The sequence below is a fragment of the Clostridium sp. AM49-4BH genome (genome assembly GCF_003478335.1).
GTDB lineage: Bacteria > Bacillota > Clostridia > Lachnospirales > Lachnospiraceae > Butyribacter.
In genome coordinates this window covers 1-17,971 of the sequence record NZ_QUFB01000004.1, presented here as the reverse complement: position 1 = coordinate 17,971, position 17,971 = coordinate 1, and the positions used below count along the sequence as shown (strand labels likewise).

General features: G+C 42.1%; 15 protein-coding genes and 1 riboswitch. Of the genes, 3 read left to right on the top strand and 12 right to left on the bottom strand.

The window, feature by feature from the left end:
* Nucleotides 1–196: 196 nt before the first annotated feature.
* On the bottom strand, nt 197–2,782 hold the full coding sequence (locus DW981_RS01885) for a leucine-rich repeat domain-containing protein (protein WP_118506579.1): 2,586 nt from the start codon (nt 2,780–2,782) through the stop codon (nt 197–199).
* Between the two features lie 372 nt (nt 2,783–3,154).
* On the opposite strand from DW981_RS01885, the gene DW981_RS01880 reads away from it, so the two are divergent.
* Complete coding sequence (locus DW981_RS01880; RefSeq protein ID WP_118506578.1) at nt 3,155–3,451, top strand: helix-turn-helix transcriptional regulator; 297 nt, start codon at nt 3,155–3,157, stop codon at nt 3,449–3,451.
* A 50-nt stretch (nt 3,452–3,501) separates the two neighbouring features.
* On the opposite strand, the gene DW981_RS01875 is transcribed toward DW981_RS01880, so the two are convergent.
* The 6 genes from DW981_RS01875 to DW981_RS01850 all read right to left on the bottom strand — a co-directional run bounded on the left by DW981_RS01875 (nt 3,502) and on the right by DW981_RS01850 (nt 10,728).
* Nucleotides 3,502–6,255, bottom strand: a complete 2,754-nt coding sequence (locus tag DW981_RS01875; RefSeq protein WP_182434088.1) for an SMC family ATPase — start codon at nt 6,253–6,255, stop codon at nt 3,502–3,504.
* 141 nt (nt 6,256–6,396) lie between these two features.
* Nucleotides 6,397–7,563 (bottom strand): exonuclease SbcCD subunit D, encoded by a 1,167-nt coding sequence (locus DW981_RS01870; protein ID WP_118506576.1) that lies wholly within the window; start codon nt 7,561–7,563, stop codon nt 6,397–6,399.
* Nucleotides 7,564–7,750: 187 nt separating this feature from the next.
* A complete protein-coding gene (locus tag DW981_RS01865) occupies nt 7,751–8,695 on the bottom strand; it encodes an ROK family glucokinase (protein ID WP_118506575.1) in 945 nt (314 codons plus the stop codon).
* 456 nt (nt 8,696–9,151) lie between these two features.
* Nucleotides 9,152–9,640 (bottom strand): deaminase, encoded by a 489-nt coding sequence (locus tag DW981_RS01860; protein ID WP_022025843.1) that lies wholly within the window; start codon nt 9,638–9,640, stop codon nt 9,152–9,154.
* Entirely contained in the window at nt 9,624–10,085 is a 462-nt protein-coding gene (locus DW981_RS01855; RefSeq protein WP_118506645.1) for an Lrp/AsnC family transcriptional regulator, read from the bottom strand. The genes DW981_RS01860 and DW981_RS01855 overlap by 17 nt, the downstream gene beginning before the upstream one ends.
* Before the next feature lie 193 nt (nt 10,086–10,278).
* Complete coding sequence (locus DW981_RS01850; RefSeq protein ID WP_022025845.1) at nt 10,279–10,728, bottom strand: hypothetical protein; 450 nt, start codon at nt 10,726–10,728, stop codon at nt 10,279–10,281.
* Between the two features lie 196 nt (nt 10,729–10,924).
* Nucleotides 10,925–11,034, top strand: a riboswitch (TPP riboswitch).
* A gap of 150 nt (nt 11,035–11,184) precedes the next feature.
* On the opposite strand from DW981_RS01850, the gene thiC reads away from it, so the two are divergent.
* Both thiC and DW981_RS01840 read left to right on the top strand, forming a co-directional pair.
* The gene (thiC, locus tag DW981_RS01845; RefSeq protein ID WP_182434087.1) at nt 11,185–12,492 is read left to right on the top strand and encodes a phosphomethylpyrimidine synthase ThiC; all 1,308 of its coding nucleotides are present in this window, start codon (nt 11,185–11,187) and stop codon (nt 12,490–12,492) included.
* A 207-nt stretch (nt 12,493–12,699) separates the two neighbouring features.
* Complete coding sequence (locus tag DW981_RS01840; RefSeq protein ID WP_118506573.1) at nt 12,700–13,590, top strand: hydroxymethylpyrimidine/phosphomethylpyrimidine kinase; 891 nt, start codon at nt 12,700–12,702, stop codon at nt 13,588–13,590.
* Here the strand turns inward: DW981_RS01840 and DW981_RS01835 are convergent.
* From DW981_RS01835 to DW981_RS01815, 5 genes are all read right to left on the bottom strand, one after another.
* Nucleotides 13,580–14,233, bottom strand: coding sequence for an HAD family phosphatase (locus DW981_RS01835; RefSeq protein ID WP_118506572.1), 654 nt, complete (start codon nt 14,231–14,233; stop codon nt 13,580–13,582). The genes DW981_RS01840 and DW981_RS01835 overlap by 11 nt on opposite strands.
* A gap of 188 nt (nt 14,234–14,421) precedes the next feature.
* Nucleotides 14,422–15,057 (bottom strand): thiamine phosphate synthase, encoded by a 636-nt coding sequence (thiE, locus tag DW981_RS01830; RefSeq protein ID WP_243034635.1) that lies wholly within the window; start codon nt 15,055–15,057, stop codon nt 14,422–14,424.
* A gap of 40 nt (nt 15,058–15,097) precedes the next feature.
* On the bottom strand, nt 15,098–15,943 hold the full coding sequence (gene thiM / locus DW981_RS01825) for a hydroxyethylthiazole kinase (protein ID WP_182434086.1): 846 nt from the start codon (nt 15,941–15,943) through the stop codon (nt 15,098–15,100).
* Between the two features lie 254 nt (nt 15,944–16,197).
* Nucleotides 16,198–16,404 (bottom strand): hypothetical protein, encoded by a 207-nt coding sequence (locus tag DW981_RS01820; RefSeq protein WP_147352585.1) that lies wholly within the window; start codon nt 16,402–16,404, stop codon nt 16,198–16,200.
* A 76-nt stretch (nt 16,405–16,480) separates the two neighbouring features.
* Complete coding sequence (locus DW981_RS01815) at nt 16,481–17,464, bottom strand: Rpn family recombination-promoting nuclease/putative transposase (RefSeq protein WP_118506570.1); 984 nt, start codon at nt 17,462–17,464, stop codon at nt 16,481–16,483.
* Between the last annotated feature and the right edge of the window lie 507 nt (nt 17,465–17,971).

Below are 17,971 nucleotides of genomic sequence, written 5' to 3'. Positions count from 1 at the left end.
ACATCGTTAGCTCTAATAAGATATTCCAATACATTAAGTGACAAGTTCTGTAATCGACTCGTCAATGTAAATCGAAATTTCTTTGGTGATTTGTCCGTAATTACCAATATATATGACGATAATTCCTTAGCTTTTGTTATTACAAATAATTCGCTTGTTATTTTACTCATTTCAACATCTTTATTCTTTTAATCCTTTACTTGGTTACCTTCACCGTCTTATTGCCCTTTTTCTTCAGGAACTTCTTATATGCCTTATATTTTTTCTTTGGCACTTTGACGGTCAGCTTCTTCGCCGTTCCCTTGAAGGCATTTTTGCCAATGGAACTGCTCTTTAACTTCGCCGATTTGATCGTGATCTTCTTCAACTTCTTACATCCGGCAAATGCCTGCTTTCCGATGGAAGTAACATTCTTTCCGATCGTGATCTTTTTCAGCTTTTTATTGTTCGCAAATGCCTTTGGCGCAATGCTCTTCACTTGGTATGTCACTCCGTTGATCTTGATCTTATCAGGAACGGTAACACTGCTTGCATTTTTCTTGATTGCTTTGGTATAAGCTACCGCAGGCTGCTTTTTGTCTGCTGATATGACCTTGTATGAAGCAGTCTTGTCCTTTATTGTTGTGCCGACCGCTGCTGGAGATAATGTAGCCTTGGTATTTGAAGGGGGTGTACTTGGTGTTGCTGTTCCCTGTGTATCTTGTGCAACACCAGGTGTTGGTGCAGGTGTCAGACTAGGGGATACAGTTGGAGTTGGAGCATCAGTTGCGTTTGGCGTCTTGGTTACTTCTGGCGTTTTTGTCGGTTTTACCGTTGGTTTTATGGTTGGCTTTACTGTTGGTTCCATATTTATATCATCTTCCTGAGCATACCATCCCTTATCTATACAAAATATAATTTTGCAGTCTTGATATGCGAATACCGAAGTATAATACTCTCTATCTGGTTGAGTAATGTCAAATATACTATTGCCATCCTCATCAAACACCTCATATTGTTTCAAAGTATCACTAATTTGTGTCTTACGAATTTCCACTTTTCTATCTTCTGTTTGTGGATCCTTATTTAATTTGCCATTGTAATAATAATAGATTTCAAATTCGCTTTTTCCATTATTATATTCGCATATTTCAAATTCGTTTCCATATCCATAGATATCAAATGAATACAGCATCTGTGACACATCTTGTTTCCATAATAATAAATACTTTGTATTTCCTCGCTCGTTATCATCCACTGTATGATCTATATACTCCTCATCATCAGGTACTAATTTTTTTGCTATTACATAATAGTCCTCTCCTATATTATTCTCATAATTAAACTGAAGGTCTACATAATTTCTAAAATCACCTTTAGAATCCTTATAAATAATATCATCTATTATTTTCCCCTTACTAGGTTCCTCCTCGATATAATGAATGTTCCCTTTTTCATCTCTAAGATATTGCCTACCTGCAATTAAACATCCCTGTACCATCAAATCGCCTTCGTGATTATAATATGATACAATCTTTTCCTGCGATTCATTTGCATCTAATACTATAGGAACCGTAACCTTATAGTACTTATCTCCATCTCCCCATGAAGGCTCCACTTCCGGTTTCTCTATCTTAGTAATCTTATACGATGTTCCAGTATAAAATTTTGTATAGTTTATATTTTTTAGTGAAGCATTTACCTTTTGCATCGCGGCTGCATTTTTTTCGTCATTTTCATCAACCACCGCCTTTACCATCGTGTGCATATCTTCTACACTAATTTCTTTTCCTTGTGCTGTATAATATACAACTTCCACATCTGTATTTTTCATAAGGCTTTCAATAGAATCTAAGATACCATCTTCCGACATACTATTATATATGTGAATACCAGCTATATGCGTAGATGACTCCGGCTCAGTTGCTTTACGATAATAATCGTAATCCGGGCAGATTAATTTGCGAAAATACATTGTACCATTCGCATAAAATCTATTAAAGACCATATACTGCTCTCCTGTTGCGCCATAAATTTTACTATCCAAAGATAATTCCTTACCATCCAGAATGATTCCGATTTCTCCGGATGCCTTTTCTCCTACTTCCATTCGACTAATCACATCATAATCATCCCCATAAATTACATCCCTATTTTCATAATTAAATGTTTCATATTCGAAATCTGTAATCAATCCCTCACCTGGTTTATATAACGCCCACAAACCATCCTCAGTTTCATTAACCATATATTTGTCGCCGTACGAACTTACATTGGCATATTTTGCGGGCACTACAACATTTCCCTCTTGGTCAATGGCACCGTAATACAACTTATCTCCTTCTTTTCTACAAATAGAGCCCTCAGAATCTACATCATAATATCTTCCTATTTCCTTTTTTATCGTTCCATCCAATTTCACCACATCATATTGTTTTTCATCAGAATTAATGGTCTGATAACATAGTATGGTTGCTTTTTCCTCAGAACCACAATCCGCCCCGGATACCGGTCTATATGTCCTCCAAAAAGCATATATCCCATCATATTTTGTCTTTGTTTCTTTTTTAGTAGATAAGTTATAGAAACATACCACACCGTCTTTCATTCCGACAACTACATGCCCTCCTACTGCGTAGACCTTGGAAAATCCTAAATCATCAGAATAAACTACTGACCAATTTTCTGCACTGGCTGCATATGCACGCATCGTTTCCATTGCTGTTCCCTCACAACACGATGTTACAATCAGTGCCAGCACTAATCCTACGGCAATTTCAAATCTTCTTTTTCTGTGTATCATTCTTCATTCCTCCCTGCTTGCTATACTATATTGTATCTCTCTATTACAATACAGTTTTTGATTCTCTTCATACTTTTTCAAGTGCAACCGTTACCTCTTCACTACGCATTCAATCAATGTTTTAATAACTATCTCCATATTTACCTCCTGCATATGACAATTAAATATCTTCCTCTAGATTACTATATGGTCAATTATAACAATACTAATGTATTTTGTAAATATACTTTTCTTTTATAAACTAATAATTATAAGAACCCCTAGAGGACTCCATCACTAACTTTAACAAGGAGTGATTTCTGCATGTTTACGACTTTTTCAACATGTGGAATACGTTCTTAATAATATACCTAACGGGAAATGGAGGAAAATATGCTTGGAGACCAAATTAAATACCTGCGTCATCTGCACAAAATTAGTCAAGTGAAGCTTGCTGAAGAAATCGGCGTCACGAAGCAGACCGTCAGCAATTGGGAAAACAACAATATTATGCCTTCTGTAGAATTACTAAAAAAATTATCTATCTATTTTTCTTGCTCAACTGATTATCTGTTAGAATTAAATCAAAGCTCGACGGAACTGTTTATTGATACCTATGGTTTGGAAGATCAACAAATTGTTCATCTTCAGCAAATTGCTAATGACTATAAAGAATTACTTAGAAAATAATATAAAGAAAGGCTGTGACTTTTACCAAAAATCACAGCCTTTCTTTATGATCAATCCATCTCCCAGTGCGCATGGCTGCCTTTGTCCGTTCTTGTCACAACAAGCTTCGTTCCTACCTGCGCCTTTAATTCGCTGACATGCGAGATGATTCCAACCAAGCGCTTGCCGCCTGACAATTCATTCAACACAGCGATTGCTTGGTTTCTCGTCTCCTCGCTCAACGCTCCAAATCCCTCATCGATAAACATCGTATCTATGTGTACACTGCCTCGGCTGTCCTGTATCATGTCAGCCATCCCTAGCGCCATCGCAAGCGCTGCAACAAAAGATTCGCCACCCGATAGCGTTTTCACATCACGCACCTGATCATTGACGATGCTATACACATCCAGATCCAGACCAACCTGTCCCACGGTCCGCAAATGTTCCAGATCCCGACATCGAAGTTCGAATTGATGATTCGTCATCCGCACCAGACGCTGATTAGCGCGGTCAATAATCTGTGCAAAATAACGCCGCTGAATATATGTTTGAAAATTAACGTGCCGTTTAGAGATTCTTCCATTCGCAGTATTATCTAAGTTGGCTAATATCTCCGCATGCCGTTTCATGCTGTCCCTTTTTTCGTACAGCTTCGTTCCGGCTTCATATGCACGCTCATTTTCTTTCGCCACATGATAAAGTTCTTTCACCTGTGCCTCTAATGATTTCTGTCGGCGCCCAAGTTCCTCTCTTTGCTGCAATAATTGCTGTAGTTCTATTGGTTTCTTATCCTTGGTCTGCTGTTCCAGATCACGGACACGTTCTTCGGTCAGCTTGCACGCTTGCTCATACTCATTAATCTGCTGCTGAAATGCATCTAATCGCTGTTTGTCCATGCGCGCATTTTGGTACGCTTCCTCATTTTCAAAGTCCTGCTCCGTTAAGCTTTGTGTATACGCCGTTTCTGCCTGCGCCACTGCCTCAACACAACGCTCTAAATGAGCAGTCTCTGCCTTACGTTCTCCCTCTCGTTCCTGCTTTTCCCGAGCAAATTTTTCATGCTTCTTTTCTGCAGCGGCTGCTTTCTGCTTGATCTGCGCAATCCTTGCCTGCCATTCATTAAGGTCATTTTGGAACTGATCCGGGATATCCTGCAACACGGCATCTTGTATTGTTCGTTGTGAAACAGTTGGCATCTCATCGTCGTGTAGTTGCGACTGCAGGGCTTCCCATTTCCCCTGTATCCCCGCCAACTTTTGCTGCAACTGCACTACCTGTTTTTGATCCTGTTCCCGTTTCGATTGCAAACGTCTTTCCTGCTCTACCATTGTTTCAAACACAGTATCCGCAGATCCCATCACATTAGATTTCCGACCATGATTCTTTCCCACCGGCTGCTCACTATTGTCCATCCTATCAGATTTCTGATCATGATCCACATCGTGTTCCATCACCGGATGATGCACGTTTCCACACACCGGACAAGGTTCCCCCTCCACCAGCGTCAAACGCAATTGCAATGCCTGATTATCCATGATCTGGGCATGAATTTCCTCATACTCCTGTTCACTTTGCTGCAAAAGAGTCTCCGCTTCCTGCAGTTTTCCTTGGCACGCCATAAACTCTGCCTGTAATTTTTGTATTTCCTGCAACCGAATAAGTCCATCTTTACGGACACGTACCTTTTCTTCCAGCACAGGAACTTCTGTTTCCAATTGCTTTCCCAATGACTGGTAATCGTTTTCTATCTGTTCCATTTTCGGGACATTTTCTTCAAACCATTGTTTTAACTGTTCCAATCGCTGCTTGCAATCTGCAGATTCTTTTCTGCGTTCCGTTACAATTTTGGCATCCTTGTCGACAACCATCGCACGCCGACCAGCATCCAGCTTAAGCCGCATTACATCCACTGTTTCCTTCTGCACTGACAACTGTTCTGCTTTCTTATGGTGGCGTTCTAACTCTTCAAACAATCGATTGATATTGGTGCCCGCTTCGATCTGTGCCGATATTTTTTCTAATGTCTTTCCTACATTTTCCTTGTCATTTTCCACTTGTCCAAGCTGCTGGTTGCTGTCTTCACATATACGCTTTGCCAGAGCAAGCAATTCATCGCGATGTGTCTCACTAAATAGCACTTCCAAATCATTCCACTGCTCGTCAAGTACCGCATCAACCGCCTGTATGCGCCCAAGTTCTTTGATGATATCTTCTCGATTTCCGATCAGCTTTCCATAAACGCTTTTTGCCTCCAACGCCAATTCCCGCTGAATCTGTTCATAGATCGATGTATCAAAAATCCGCGCAAAAATTTCTTTGCGCTCTTCCGATGTCGCATGCAAAAGCTTAATAAAGTCGCCCTGCGCAAGCATTGCGATCTGTGTGAACTGATTACACCCCAATCCAATGATCTGCTGTATTTTTTCGTTTGTTTCCTTGGTTTTCCCGGCAAATTCTGTACCATCCGGCAATATAAGACTCACCTTTGTGCCCGTCGTTGTCTTTAACCGCTCCCCTTTTTTGTTCCATTTGGGCTGATCCGGACTTCTCGTAACCAAATACTCCCGACCATCGTAGTCAAAGCAAAATCTTACTTCTGTCTTTTCTCCGGGTTTTGCAAACTGACTGCACATCATCTCACCGCTGCGCTTGCCACCGCTGGTTTCCCCATATAACGCATAGCATATTGCATCAAAAATTGTGGTTTTTCCCGCACCGGTATCTCCTGTGATCAAAAACAACCCCTGACTTTTGCCGGTGAAATCAATTTTTTCGTCCCGATAAGAGCCAAACGCTTTCATTTCAATATATATTGGTTTCATACTCATTTCCTCTCAAATAATATCTTCAAGACAATTGACAACTTGCAGCTATGCTTTTCCTGCTTTCCATTTCACATTTCCAAGCCAATTAACATCTTGCAGTTATGCTTATCACATTCTCTCATCACACAACGCCATAGCTCAACCCTCTTTGCTTCCATCACACTTAGCAATAATCTGCTGTAATTCCAATTCTTCCTCTTCACTCATCGGCTGATCATTCATCATCTGATAGAACTCCCGGAATGCTTCTAATGGACTTAACTGTGTATTCTCTATTTCCTGCTGTTTCATTCTTGCCATGGTACGCGTATTCTCAATCCGTACCTCCAAAATACGGTCAAAGCATTCATCCAGCTGATCTTTTGGACGGTATAAACCCGTTTCATCTGTTAAAACAATGCTCACATAATCGTCCCGATGCGCCTCGGCACCCTGAATTACCTCTTCCAAAGTTCCCCGCAGACTGCAGACATCCCGAAGCGGTCGCAGCGGTATTCGTTCTATTTTCGGACTGTCCCCTTTTTCGCCCAGCGTCACCATGGTAATTCCTTTCTCATGATGCTCTTCGCTGACAGAATATTTTAACGGCGTTCCGCTATAACGAATATGCGCCTTGCCCACCGGCTGCTCTCCATGAATATGTCCCAGTGCAACATAATCAAACGCCTCTACCATATCAGTATGAACACTATCGATACCACCCACTGACAAATACATTAGTTCCGAATCGCAGCGCTCAACTTCGCCATTACCACCCACAAAAAATTGATGCGCCACCAATATATTTCTTTTCGTAAAATCGATTTCTTCCCGTTCTAACACTTTACGGACCGCCATGTCATAGTCCGTAATTTCCTGTCCCTGAAAAAGGACTCTAGCCTGACCCGGTTTCAAGAAAGGCAGTAAATATACCGCCACCTCTCCATACTCATCCTGCAAGATCACTTTGCGCAGATGTTCCTCCTCTATCGTCGGGATCATAGTTGATACGACTATCTTCTGTCTTTCCAAAAAAGAACTTGCATATTTTAATCGGAGAGCACTATCATGATTTCCTGCGATCATACACACCGGGATTTGTGGATCCAACGATGCTATCTCATTTAGAAAATGATCAAAGATCTCATACGCCTCACCCGACGGCACCGATTTATCATATATATCACCCGCGATCAATATCGCATCGGGGCAGTGAATTGCAGCCTGTTCCACAATTTGATGCAAAATATCTTCTTGTTCCTCGCGCAAACTATACGCGTACAATTGTTTTCCAATATGCAAGTCTGATATATGAAATAATTTCATGCTAATTTCTCATCCCTTTCTCCATCTGCAAACATATACTACTGCCTAAAAAGTAAGAGCAACACCAACATTTTGTAATGAGCTACATTGCAAAGCAGCAATATCCCAATAAATAAGAAAACAATAGGCAACAAGAACGTCACCAATTACGTGTGACGTCCCTGTTACCTATCTTTTGAAACCGCGATTAATCTACTAATACCATGCGAACTGCACCATACATTCCCGCATCATTTCCAAGCTCTGCAAGACGAAATTCTTTATCTTTTAATGCAAACATAACATTTTTCTCATATTTTTCTTTGGTGATATCAGCTACGACCTGTCCGTTTTTAGAAACACCGCCACCGATAACAAATGCCTCCGGATCAATAACCTGCGCTGTATGAGCAAGTCCAAGTCCCAAATACTCTGCAAATTCATTAACCACATCCTCTGCCATGTCGTCTCCGGCCTTGTATGCATCGAAAATTTCTTTGCCGGTGATCTCCGGATAATCACGCAATAAAGAAGGCGTATCCGTATTGGCAACTTTTTCTCTGGCACTGCGCATGATTGCTGTTGCGGAAGAATACTGCTCCAAGCAGCCCCTCTTACCACAGCCACACACTCTCGTCTCATGCAGGTTGACCGTCAAATGACCGATCTCACCAGCCGCACCATGGGAACCTGTTACAATCTTACCATTCATAACGATTCCACCGCCGACACCGGTTCCAAGCGTCACCATTACAATGCTGTTAAATCCGCGGCCGCCGCCTTTCCACTGCTCGCCAAGAGCTGCCACATTTGCGTCATTACCAACTTTGACTTTCTGAACCCCTGTCAGTCTGGTTACCTCATCTGCCACCGAAAAGATTCCCCAGCCGAGATTTGCGCATTTCAAAACAACACCCTCTTCTGTGATCGGTCCCGGTACACCCATGCCGATTCCAAGAATATCTTCTGTCGCAATATTTTTCTCCTCATTCTTTTCTTTGATCGATGCCGCAATATCCGGCAAAATCTGCTCCCCGCCATCTTCTTTGTGTGTCACGATCTCCCATTTATCGATCATGGTTCCTTCTTCATCAAAAAGTCCCATCTTTACCGTTGTTCCCCCGATATCGATACCATATATATAGTCTGCCATAGTTTCCTCCATTTCTTCCTTATGTACTCTCCGAATCTACTGAACGAAGAATTTCGAGCGTACATCCTTCATAATATTTTGTAATAAGTGTACCAAATTTTCTGTAATCTGTCATCCGAAAGAAAATAAATGTACTGATTTTTCGTGGATAACTTTGATAACCTGTGGATTTCTCCCCATTTTTGTTGAGTTATCCACTAATTGTCCGCAAAACAGGACAGTTATCCACAATTCCGGACAAATGACCTGTATTATGGTCTGTCCCTATTCCGACACACTGTCCAGCTTATTGGTCTGTCCCTGTTTCCGGCTCCCTGCCCGGCTTATTGGTCTGTCCCTGTTTCCGGCTCCCTGTCCGGCTTATTGGTCTGTCCCTGTTTTCGGCTCTCTGTCCAATTTATTAACCTGTCCCATTTCCAAACCAATTTCCACATCTTTCCCAGCAAAATTCACATCTTAATATCCTGAAATCCCGGATAAGGACTCATCATTGTCTATCCAGCTTTGCACCTCGATCACCCGATAATGCTCTTCATCATCACGTACGATCACCTGCTTGATTCCCGCATTAATGATCATTCGCTTACACATCGAACAACTATTAGAATTGTGTACATATTCTCCTGTTGACACCTCACGACCCGACAAATACATCGTCGATCCAATCATTTTTTCCCGCTCTGCGCTGATAATCGCATTCGCTTCCGCATGCACACTGCGGCATAATTCATAACGCTCTCCGCGCGGTATTTTCATTTCTTCGCGAATACATCGATTAATATCTGTGCAGTTCTTGCGGCCTCTCGGCGCTCCTACATATCCCGTTGCAATTACTTCGTCATTTTTTACAATGACAGCACCGTAACGCTTTCGCAGACAGGTTCCCCTCTGCGACACGACATCTGCCAGATCCAAATAATAATTAACTTTATCGCGCCTTTCCATCATTAAAACCTCCATCCACATGAACCCCTCTGTGTTCTACAGAAGTAGAAAACACGATCAGTGTTTTGGTTCGTCCATATTGCTGCAATTCACCAATGAATTGATCCAACTCATGTGTACTAGGGAACCACACTTCCAAAAGCATAGAATAATCTCCCGTCACACAATTGCACTCTACCACATTCGGGCAGGCTTTGATATACGGATAAAACTGCTCCTTATCGATCGGCGATACTTCCAAGTTGATAAACGCCTTGATATGATAGCCCATCTTGACCGGATTAACCGTCGCATGAAAGCCCTCTATATAACCAGCTTCAATCATATTGTCAATGCGCACCGATACCGCAGGCGATGACAAAAACACTGCTTCCGCAATGTCTTTTAATGACATTCTCGCATTTTCCTGCAGCATACGCAATATTTCCCTGTCTACATGATCCAATTCCTTATTCTTCATCGCAAAACCTCCATGCCCATATATTCTGTCAATTTCTTCCGTTGCTATGAATTACAATTTCTATCACTATATTCACTTTCGCAGCCCCTGCTCAACATGGCAATTGATAGTGATTCTTTATACTTACATCCATCATTTGAATCACTGCACGATCGCACATCGGCAGCCCTCATTTGAATCACTGCATGGTCACGCTTAATATGATGCAGATCACCGCCATGATAAACATAATTCCCGCACAAATGCGTGCAATCATTTTGGATCTTCCCATCCAAAGCATACTATTTAACCTTGATTGCTGCTTGTCCTTTGTGATCTCTTCCAAATATTCTAATATTTCCGGCGGAATTTCTCCGGTCTCCTCAGACTCTGCCGCAAGCTCTGCTTCATCCGGCTGTATTGCATTCCACTGATTTAGCAAGCCTTTCGCCTCTTCCAAGCGCTCTGCAGCAACACAAACATCTGCACCGGAAGCCGCCATTCCCAACTCGCCCGTATACAGCTTTCCCTGCACCGGACTGACTGATGGCTGCACAAAAGCTTGCAATCCTGCATCTTTTAATCGTCCTACCAGCATATTTCCCTCTACTTCACTGGCAACATGGGTCAACTTTGCAAAATCTGCCATACGCATCTTTCCTTTCCATGTGCTATCTCTCAATAAACACAATCTTTGTCCTGCAAATAACTTCTTTCATCATACCACAAATCACTTTTCTATGCCACGCGCAATTCTCTTTTCTGTACTGTGCGCAATTCTCTTTTCTATATGGTTGATGATTGACAGAATTGCCAAACCACCTTATACTGATAAATGTTATTACTAATACAATCTGGGGAGCTAAGGAGATTACTCCTATGCTGAGAGGGACCTGTTCCGACCCATATACCTGATCCGGCTAATACCGGCGTAGGGAGATGGATTCCATATATAAGGCACACATTCTATCCGAAATGTGTTTCAGACTATATGTACTTTCGCTTATAATAAGCACCTCAGATACTTTTTGAGGTGCTTTTTTGCTTAATAGGAAACTCCAGCTATTATTTTTGCCAATGCAGCCCCTCAGACAAGGAGGAAATTATGAGTTATACAACACAGATGGATGCTGCCAGACAGGGCATCATCACACCGGAAATGAAAGCGGTCGCAGCAAGCGAACACATTGCCGAAGACGAACTTCGTGAGCTGATCGCTCTCGGTCAGGTTATTATTCCTGCCAACAAAAATCACAAATGCTTAAAGCCAAACGGTATCGGCAGCCGCTTACGCACCAAGATCAACGTAAATCTCGGAACTTCCAGAGATTGGACGGACCTAGACATGGAAATGGAAAAAGTAAAAAGTGCGGTAGACATGGGTGCAGAAGCAATCATGGACTTGAGCTCCTGCGGCGATACACAGAAATTCCGCCGCAAGCTGACGAGTGAATGTCCGGCTACGATCGGTACTGTACCAATTTATGATGCTGTTGTTTATTATCACAAAGCATTAAAAGACATCACCGCTAAAGAATGGCTCGATATTGTGCGTATGCACGCAGAAGACGGCGTTGACTTTATGACGATCCATTGCGGTGTCAACAAAGAAACTGCTGCCCGTTTTAAGCGTAACAAGCGACTGATGAACATTGTTTCCCGCGGTGGTTCAATTATTTTCGCTTGGATGGAAATGACCGGACAAGAGAATCCATTCTATGAATACTATGATGAAGTTCTTGATATTTGCCGCGAGTACGACGTCACGATGAGCCTCGGTGATGCATGCCGTCCGGGCTGCCTCAAAGATGCATCTGACATTTCTCAGATTCAGGAACTTATTACTTTGGGCGAATTAACAACCCGCGCTTGGGAAAAAGATGTCCAGGTAATGATCGAAGGTCCGGGACATATGCCGCTCAACCAGATCAAGGCAAATATGGAAATTCAAAAAACAATCTGTAAAGGTGCCCCATTCTATGTATTAGGACCTTTGGTTACTGATATTGCACCGGGATACGATCACATCACTTCCGCAATCGGTGGTGCGATCGCCGCTACTTATGGTGCATCTTTCCTGTGTTATGTTACACCGGCCGAGCATCTTAGATTACCGGATCTTAACGACGTAAAAGAAGGAATTATCGCTTCCAAGATCGCTGCTCATGCTGCAGATATTGCCAAGGGACTGCCGGGCGCACGCGACTGGGATGACGCAATGGGCGCCGCACGTCATGATCTTGATTGGGACAAAACCTTTGAACTGTCTATCGATCCGGAAAAGGCAAAGGCTTACCGTGAAGGTGCAAAACCAGAGAAAGAAGATACCTGTTCTATGTGCGGTAACTTCTGTGCAGTCAAAAATATGAACCGTATTTTGGATGGCGAGATCGTATCCATTTTTGACGAATAATTGACAGCAGTTATAGCTGCGGAATAAATGATCACAGTAATATTAACTATTGTCTGACAAAATAATCACAGCTATATTAACTATTGCCTGATGAAGCAATTACAACTATTGAGCTATATTTTATAATGATTATATTTTGGCCTTCGCATACAAAACATCAGATGCGAAGGCCACATTTTCAGTAGAAAGAGAAAGGAAGATGGGATTATGAAAACAGCACTTACTATTGCAGGATCTGATTGCAGCGGCGGCGCAGGTATTCAAGCCGACCTAAAAACAATGACTGCCTATGGCGTATATGGAATGAGTGTTATCACTGCCCTGACTGCGCAAAACACACTTGGCGTTACACAGAACAATTTAATAAATGCTGACGTCGTATCTGCACAGCTTATGTCCGTATTGTCGGACATCACCCCAAACGCCATCAAGATCGGTATGTTAGGAAATGGACAAATTGCCACTGCTGTTGCCGAAATCTTACAGGATTTTTTCTCACCATCAATGCAATCACCTTTTTCCTTACAAGCTCACGAAAATGCTATTCCCAATTCTTCCATCCCATCTCATGCGAATACTATGCCCATCGTGATAGACCCTGTACTTGTTTCTACCAGTGGCAAAACTTTACTTGACGAGGATGGTATCCGTGTTCTAACCGAACAGCTTTTCCCAATGGCAACGCTCATAACCCCTAATATTCCCGAAAGTGAATATCTCTGCAATCGTATTTTCAATGCGTTACCAAAACCTTGCGCGATAACAAATGCTGACGATATGATAAAAGCGGCACAAATCATGTACCGCCATTATGGATGTGCTATTTTGTTAAAAGGCGGACATGCCACCGGGAATGCAGACGATCTGCTTTACAATGGAACTGTTCATTGGTTCCACGCCACCCGCATAAACTGCACGAACACACACGGTACCGGATGTACATTATCCTCTGCCATTGCAAGTGCCCTTTGTCTAGGCAAAACACTTCCCGATGCGGTATACTCAGCCAAAGAATATGTCCGTGGCGCAATGTCTACCGGACTTGATCTTGGACACGGAAACGGGCCACTTAATCACTGTTGGAATATTAGCAAATAATATCATCTGCCATTTCACAAATTTCATTCCACACTGTGCTATTGGAAGAATCTTTCATACCATATACATAACAGTCCGTTTCTTTTGCCGCTTTCACTGCATATATTGCATCTTCAAAAATTATCGTATCCTTCTGTGCAACATCATAATGTTCACATACCCATTGATATATTGCCCCACTGCGTTTATTCAAGCCAATCTGCTCACTGTCAAAGATATCCCGAAAACAATTCAAAACACCCAATCTCTCCATTGCCATCTCTGCACATTTTCGCTCCGATGTCGTCAAAATGCAAAGAATGCTGTCCTCTTTTTGGGATAGTTGCCGGATCAAATCTAACATTCCTTCCTTTGCCGGGATCGACGTACGATATTTTTCTCGAATATAGGCAAAAATTCCTTCATTAATTTCCGGGACAGATTTATCCACTCCAAGCGACTGAAAATATTCCGCCGATTCGTCCATCGTCATTGTCTCTATCCGCTGCTCAAGATCATCCGGAACCGCCACTCCCTGCGCAACCAGATAATTACGTCCAAGATGGAACCACTCTACCATAGAATTCAAGATTGTTCCATCCATATCAAAAATGTAAAGTTTTGCGTCCTTCGCCAACACTTTACGTATATCATTCCTATCCATGATTCAGAAATCCTCTCTATGTTTTATGATCGGATATACCACCCTTTTATACGCAGTTGTTATACTAATACAATCTTTGTATCCGATCATCCCACCCTTTATATCAGTTGTTATACTAATTTAGGCTCGATATTTGATTATCTCGCCCTTACCTATAACCTAATATTTTTTCAGTGCATTACGACACTTTACTTTGATAGCATCTCACGAGTCAATTCCACCAGTTTCTTTGTTGCTGCACCCGGATCTTCCTGACCAAAAATCGCTGAAATTACAGAGATCCCATCAATTCCTGTTCCGGCAAGCTGCATCAAATTGTCTGCACTGATTCCACCGATGGCAACCACCGGAATTGACACGGTATCTGTGATTTCTTTTAACTCCTCAAAACTCATCGCCGTCGTGTCCTTTTTGGTATCCGTATGGAATACCGCTCCAACACCGATATAATCTGCTCCCATCTTCTCAGCGTCTATCGCTTCCTGTAAATTTCCTGCCGACAGACCAATAATCTTATCCTCTCCCAAAATTTCACGCGCCTTGCGATACTCCATGTCGCTTTGTCCAATATGAACACCATCTGCATCAATCTCTTTTGCTGCATAAATATCGTCGTTAATGACAAAAGGCACTTGATATTTGGCTGCAATAGCTTTAATTTCCTTTGCCTCTGCCACCATCTCCTCATGTGTGAATGATTTCTCACGCAACTGCAAAAAAGTTGCTCCATTTTTCAATACATCTTCCACCTGATCGGCCAGCTTAGCCCCATTCAGCCAATATCTGTCCGTAATTGCGTACACCATCAAATCTTCCGCTTTCATTTTAGTCTCCATTCTTTCTACAAGTTCTCTGCACTCTTTCTTACACTTCTTCAATTTTGGCACCCTGCAAAAAGGTTTCATTATCCATATTGCTCATTGCGTCCATCAAAAACATACGGAAAGATCCCGTACCACCATTCGTGCTCTGCACCTTTTCATAAGCAAGCTCTCCTGCATATCCATACGCACTAATACAAACTGCCGTCGCTTCCAGCAAGTTATCGGGATTGGCAGCCGCAAATACTCCCACTGCACTGGATAACATACATCCCGTACCCGTTACTCGTGACATCATTGGATGCCCATTTCGAATAAGATATACCTTATTTGCATCCGCCACCACATCGATCGGGCCACTAATGGCAATTACTGTATTCAATCGTTCGCTCAATTTCTTCGCATACTCAGCAATTCCATCAATTGTATCTTCCGATGCAAGATCTTCCGATGCTGCATCTACCCCATTTGCCTTAGAACTTTTATCTCCGACAAATTTCACCTCCGAAATATTTCCACGAATTACCGAAAAATGAACTTTATCCAATAAATTTTCCAACACTGCATTTCTATGTGCAGCCGCTCCTGCTCCAACCGGATCAAACACCAACGGATGATCTACCTTGTTATTAACCATACCTGTGCGCAACATACTCTCCTGATAATGTCCCGCCGTATTTCCCATATTAATAACACTGCCCGCACATGCCGCTGCAATCTCCTCAACCTCATCCGGATCATCTGCCATCGTTGGGGACCCTCCACACGCCAATGTCATATTGGCACAATCTGTTGCCGTAATATAATTCGAAATATTATGCACCACTGGTGCTTTTTCCTGAATATTTGCAAAAATCTCTGCACTGTCTTTTAAAATATCGCCTGTCATCTGTATACCTCATCTTTCTTATGCTATGTTATTTTGTCATAAGGTTTACGCCAACCAAGGGAAGTCGCATCATCCTGCATCCTTATCCTTAAAAGAAAAAGGCAGAAGAAAAAGCCATACCGATGGTGGTATGCCCCTTCTTCTGCCTCACGACAAAATCTATATTAAGGTTATCATATAACATAAAACTTGTCAAATCTAGGCAGATCAAGATGATGCACTCTTATCTGGACAGATCAAGACGATGCATCCGTTCATTTTGCGTTATATATTCTGTCAGCTTCCTCCTCACTAAGCGAAAATGTTCTCTGCAATTCTGATAATATCGTTTCTTTCGGTATCTTCATATTTCTCAGCATGGCTACCGTCTGCTCTATAGTTTCCGCACGGCCTTTTGTATGACCTTCCTCACGGCCTTCCGCTCTGCTCTCTGCCTTTAGATCCTCAATCGCTTTACACATATCCACTTTCCCCCTGTCTTGCTTAATTTCCAATCCTATCCCTGCAACCGTATTGATCACATTAGCTGCTGACAGATCAAGACGATGCATCCGTTCGTTTTGCGTTATATATTCTGTCAGCTTCCTCCTCACTGAGTGAAAATGTTCTTTGCAATTCTGATAATATCGTTTCTTTCGGTATCTTCATATTTCTCAGCATGGCTACTGTCTGCTCTATAGTTTCCGCACGGCCTTTTGTATGACCTTCCTCACGACCCTCCTCACGACCCTCTACACGTCCTTCCTCGCGACCTTCCGCTCTGCTCTCCGCCTTTAGATCCTCAATCGCTTTACACATATCCACTTTCCCCCTGTCTTGCTTAATTTCCAATCCTATCCCTGCAACCGTATTGATCACATTAGCTGCTGACAGATCAAGACGATGCATCCGTTCATTTTGCGTTATATATTCTGTCAGCTTCTGAGCGTCCACAGAATACTTTATCGTCTGCAGCACCTCCCGCAAACTTGTGTGAAACTTCTCAAAATCATCTTCTGATAGTGTCATTGGTTGAATTAATTGTACTCTGTAGTCAGGAACGAAGTCAAGTAATTTACTGTCATTAATGTCGTACATTTCCCGCAAAGAAAGCGGTCCATCCCATGGTTCTGTCCCGAAATATAATGTCAACGTAATAACAGGAAGTATCTTATCTGTCCTTAAAAATCCCGACAAAAACTCTCCGTTATTTCGCATGGTTCCACTGGAAAACCTCTTATTCCTTCGATTAGCTGCTGCGATCATAGCAACCTGTTTATCATACTGCAGCGCATCATAAACCATGTTACGCACCGGCATTGCATAATGCACCTCCATCTGATTCTCAACCCCCAATATCACATAGTTTGCGTGAGAGTCCTGCATCATTGCTGCAAACTTTAGCAGATCACGATGTTTCTGCGCCAAATTACTGTCGCGCGTTTTCTTCTTGGTACGCTTCTTCATTTGAGAACCTTCTGTACTAATGTCCACTTCTCGTGACGATCCATGTTCTCCAATTGCTGCCGGCAACGTAACCAACTCCGTAACATCCTTCTCCGTAAGATTCTCCGGCTTTATCTTTTGTTCTCCATTATAAAGAAAAAAGTTAAAGACATCCGCAAAAATCTCCGGGTTTCCTATGTACTCTTTAACGATTGTATCCTTAATAATATCCCTCCTACCCTGCTATATCGTTGAATGTTGCTTGTTTGAATTTTAGTATATAAGATTTTCAGCATCATTTCAATATTTTATTTCATTTGTCACAATAAACATGGCATTTATCAATAATTACCATTTCTAAAGAGGCATAAATCTTAAAACGCTTTCTACGCAACACTTTGTAAACAATTGTTTCTGTTTGAAGAGGAAGGAGGCAACCGCACAACAACATGTAATTCATGATATTTCCAGATGGTTCACGCCATTCATGGAACATCGAAACATATTAACACCGGGGCGAAAGGATTCACCCCGAACATTTATCACAAGGAGGTAACTACTATGATAGTACAACACAATATTACAGCGATGAACGCTAACAGA

Excerpts from the sequence above, each read along its gene's own strand:
- DW981_RS01885 (WP_118506579.1), bottom strand. The coding sequence starts at position 2,782 with ATGATACACAGAAAAAGAAGATTTGAAATTGCCGTAGGATTAGTGCTG.
- DW981_RS01880 (WP_118506578.1), top strand. The coding sequence starts at position 3,155 with ATGCTTGGAGACCAAATTAAATACCTGCGTCATCTGCACAAAATTAGT.
- DW981_RS01875 (WP_182434088.1), bottom strand. The coding sequence starts at position 6,255 with ATGAAACCAATATATATTGAAATGAAAGCGTTTGGCTCTTATCGGGAC.
- DW981_RS01870 (WP_118506576.1), bottom strand. The coding sequence starts at position 7,563 with ATGAAATTATTTCATATATCAGACTTGCATATTGGAAAACAATTGTAC.
- DW981_RS01865 (WP_118506575.1), bottom strand. The coding sequence starts at position 8,695 with ATGGCAGACTATATATATGGTATCGATATCGGGGGAACAACGGTAAAG.
- DW981_RS01860 (WP_022025843.1), bottom strand. The coding sequence starts at position 9,640 with ATGGAAAGGCGCGATAAAGTTAATTATTATTTGGATCTGGCAGATGTC.
- DW981_RS01850 (WP_022025845.1), bottom strand. The coding sequence starts at position 10,728 with ATGGCAGATTTTGCAAAGTTGACCCATGTTGCCAGTGAAGTAGAGGGA.
- thiC (WP_182434087.1), top strand. The coding sequence starts at position 11,185 with ATGAGTTATACAACACAGATGGATGCTGCCAGACAGGGCATCATCACA.
- DW981_RS01840 (WP_118506573.1), top strand. The coding sequence starts at position 12,700 with ATGAAAACAGCACTTACTATTGCAGGATCTGATTGCAGCGGCGGCGCA.
- DW981_RS01835 (WP_118506572.1), bottom strand. The coding sequence starts at position 14,233 with ATGGATAGGAATGATATACGTAAAGTGTTGGCGAAGGACGCAAAACTT.
- thiE (WP_243034635.1), bottom strand. The coding sequence starts at position 15,057 with ATGAAAGCGGAAGATTTGATGGTGTACGCAATTACGGACAGATATTGG.
- thiM (WP_182434086.1), bottom strand. The coding sequence starts at position 15,943 with ATGACAGGCGATATTTTAAAAGACAGTGCAGAGATTTTTGCAAATATT.
- DW981_RS01820 (WP_147352585.1), bottom strand. The coding sequence starts at position 16,404 with ATGTGTAAAGCGATTGAGGATCTAAAGGCAGAGAGCAGAGCGGAAGGC.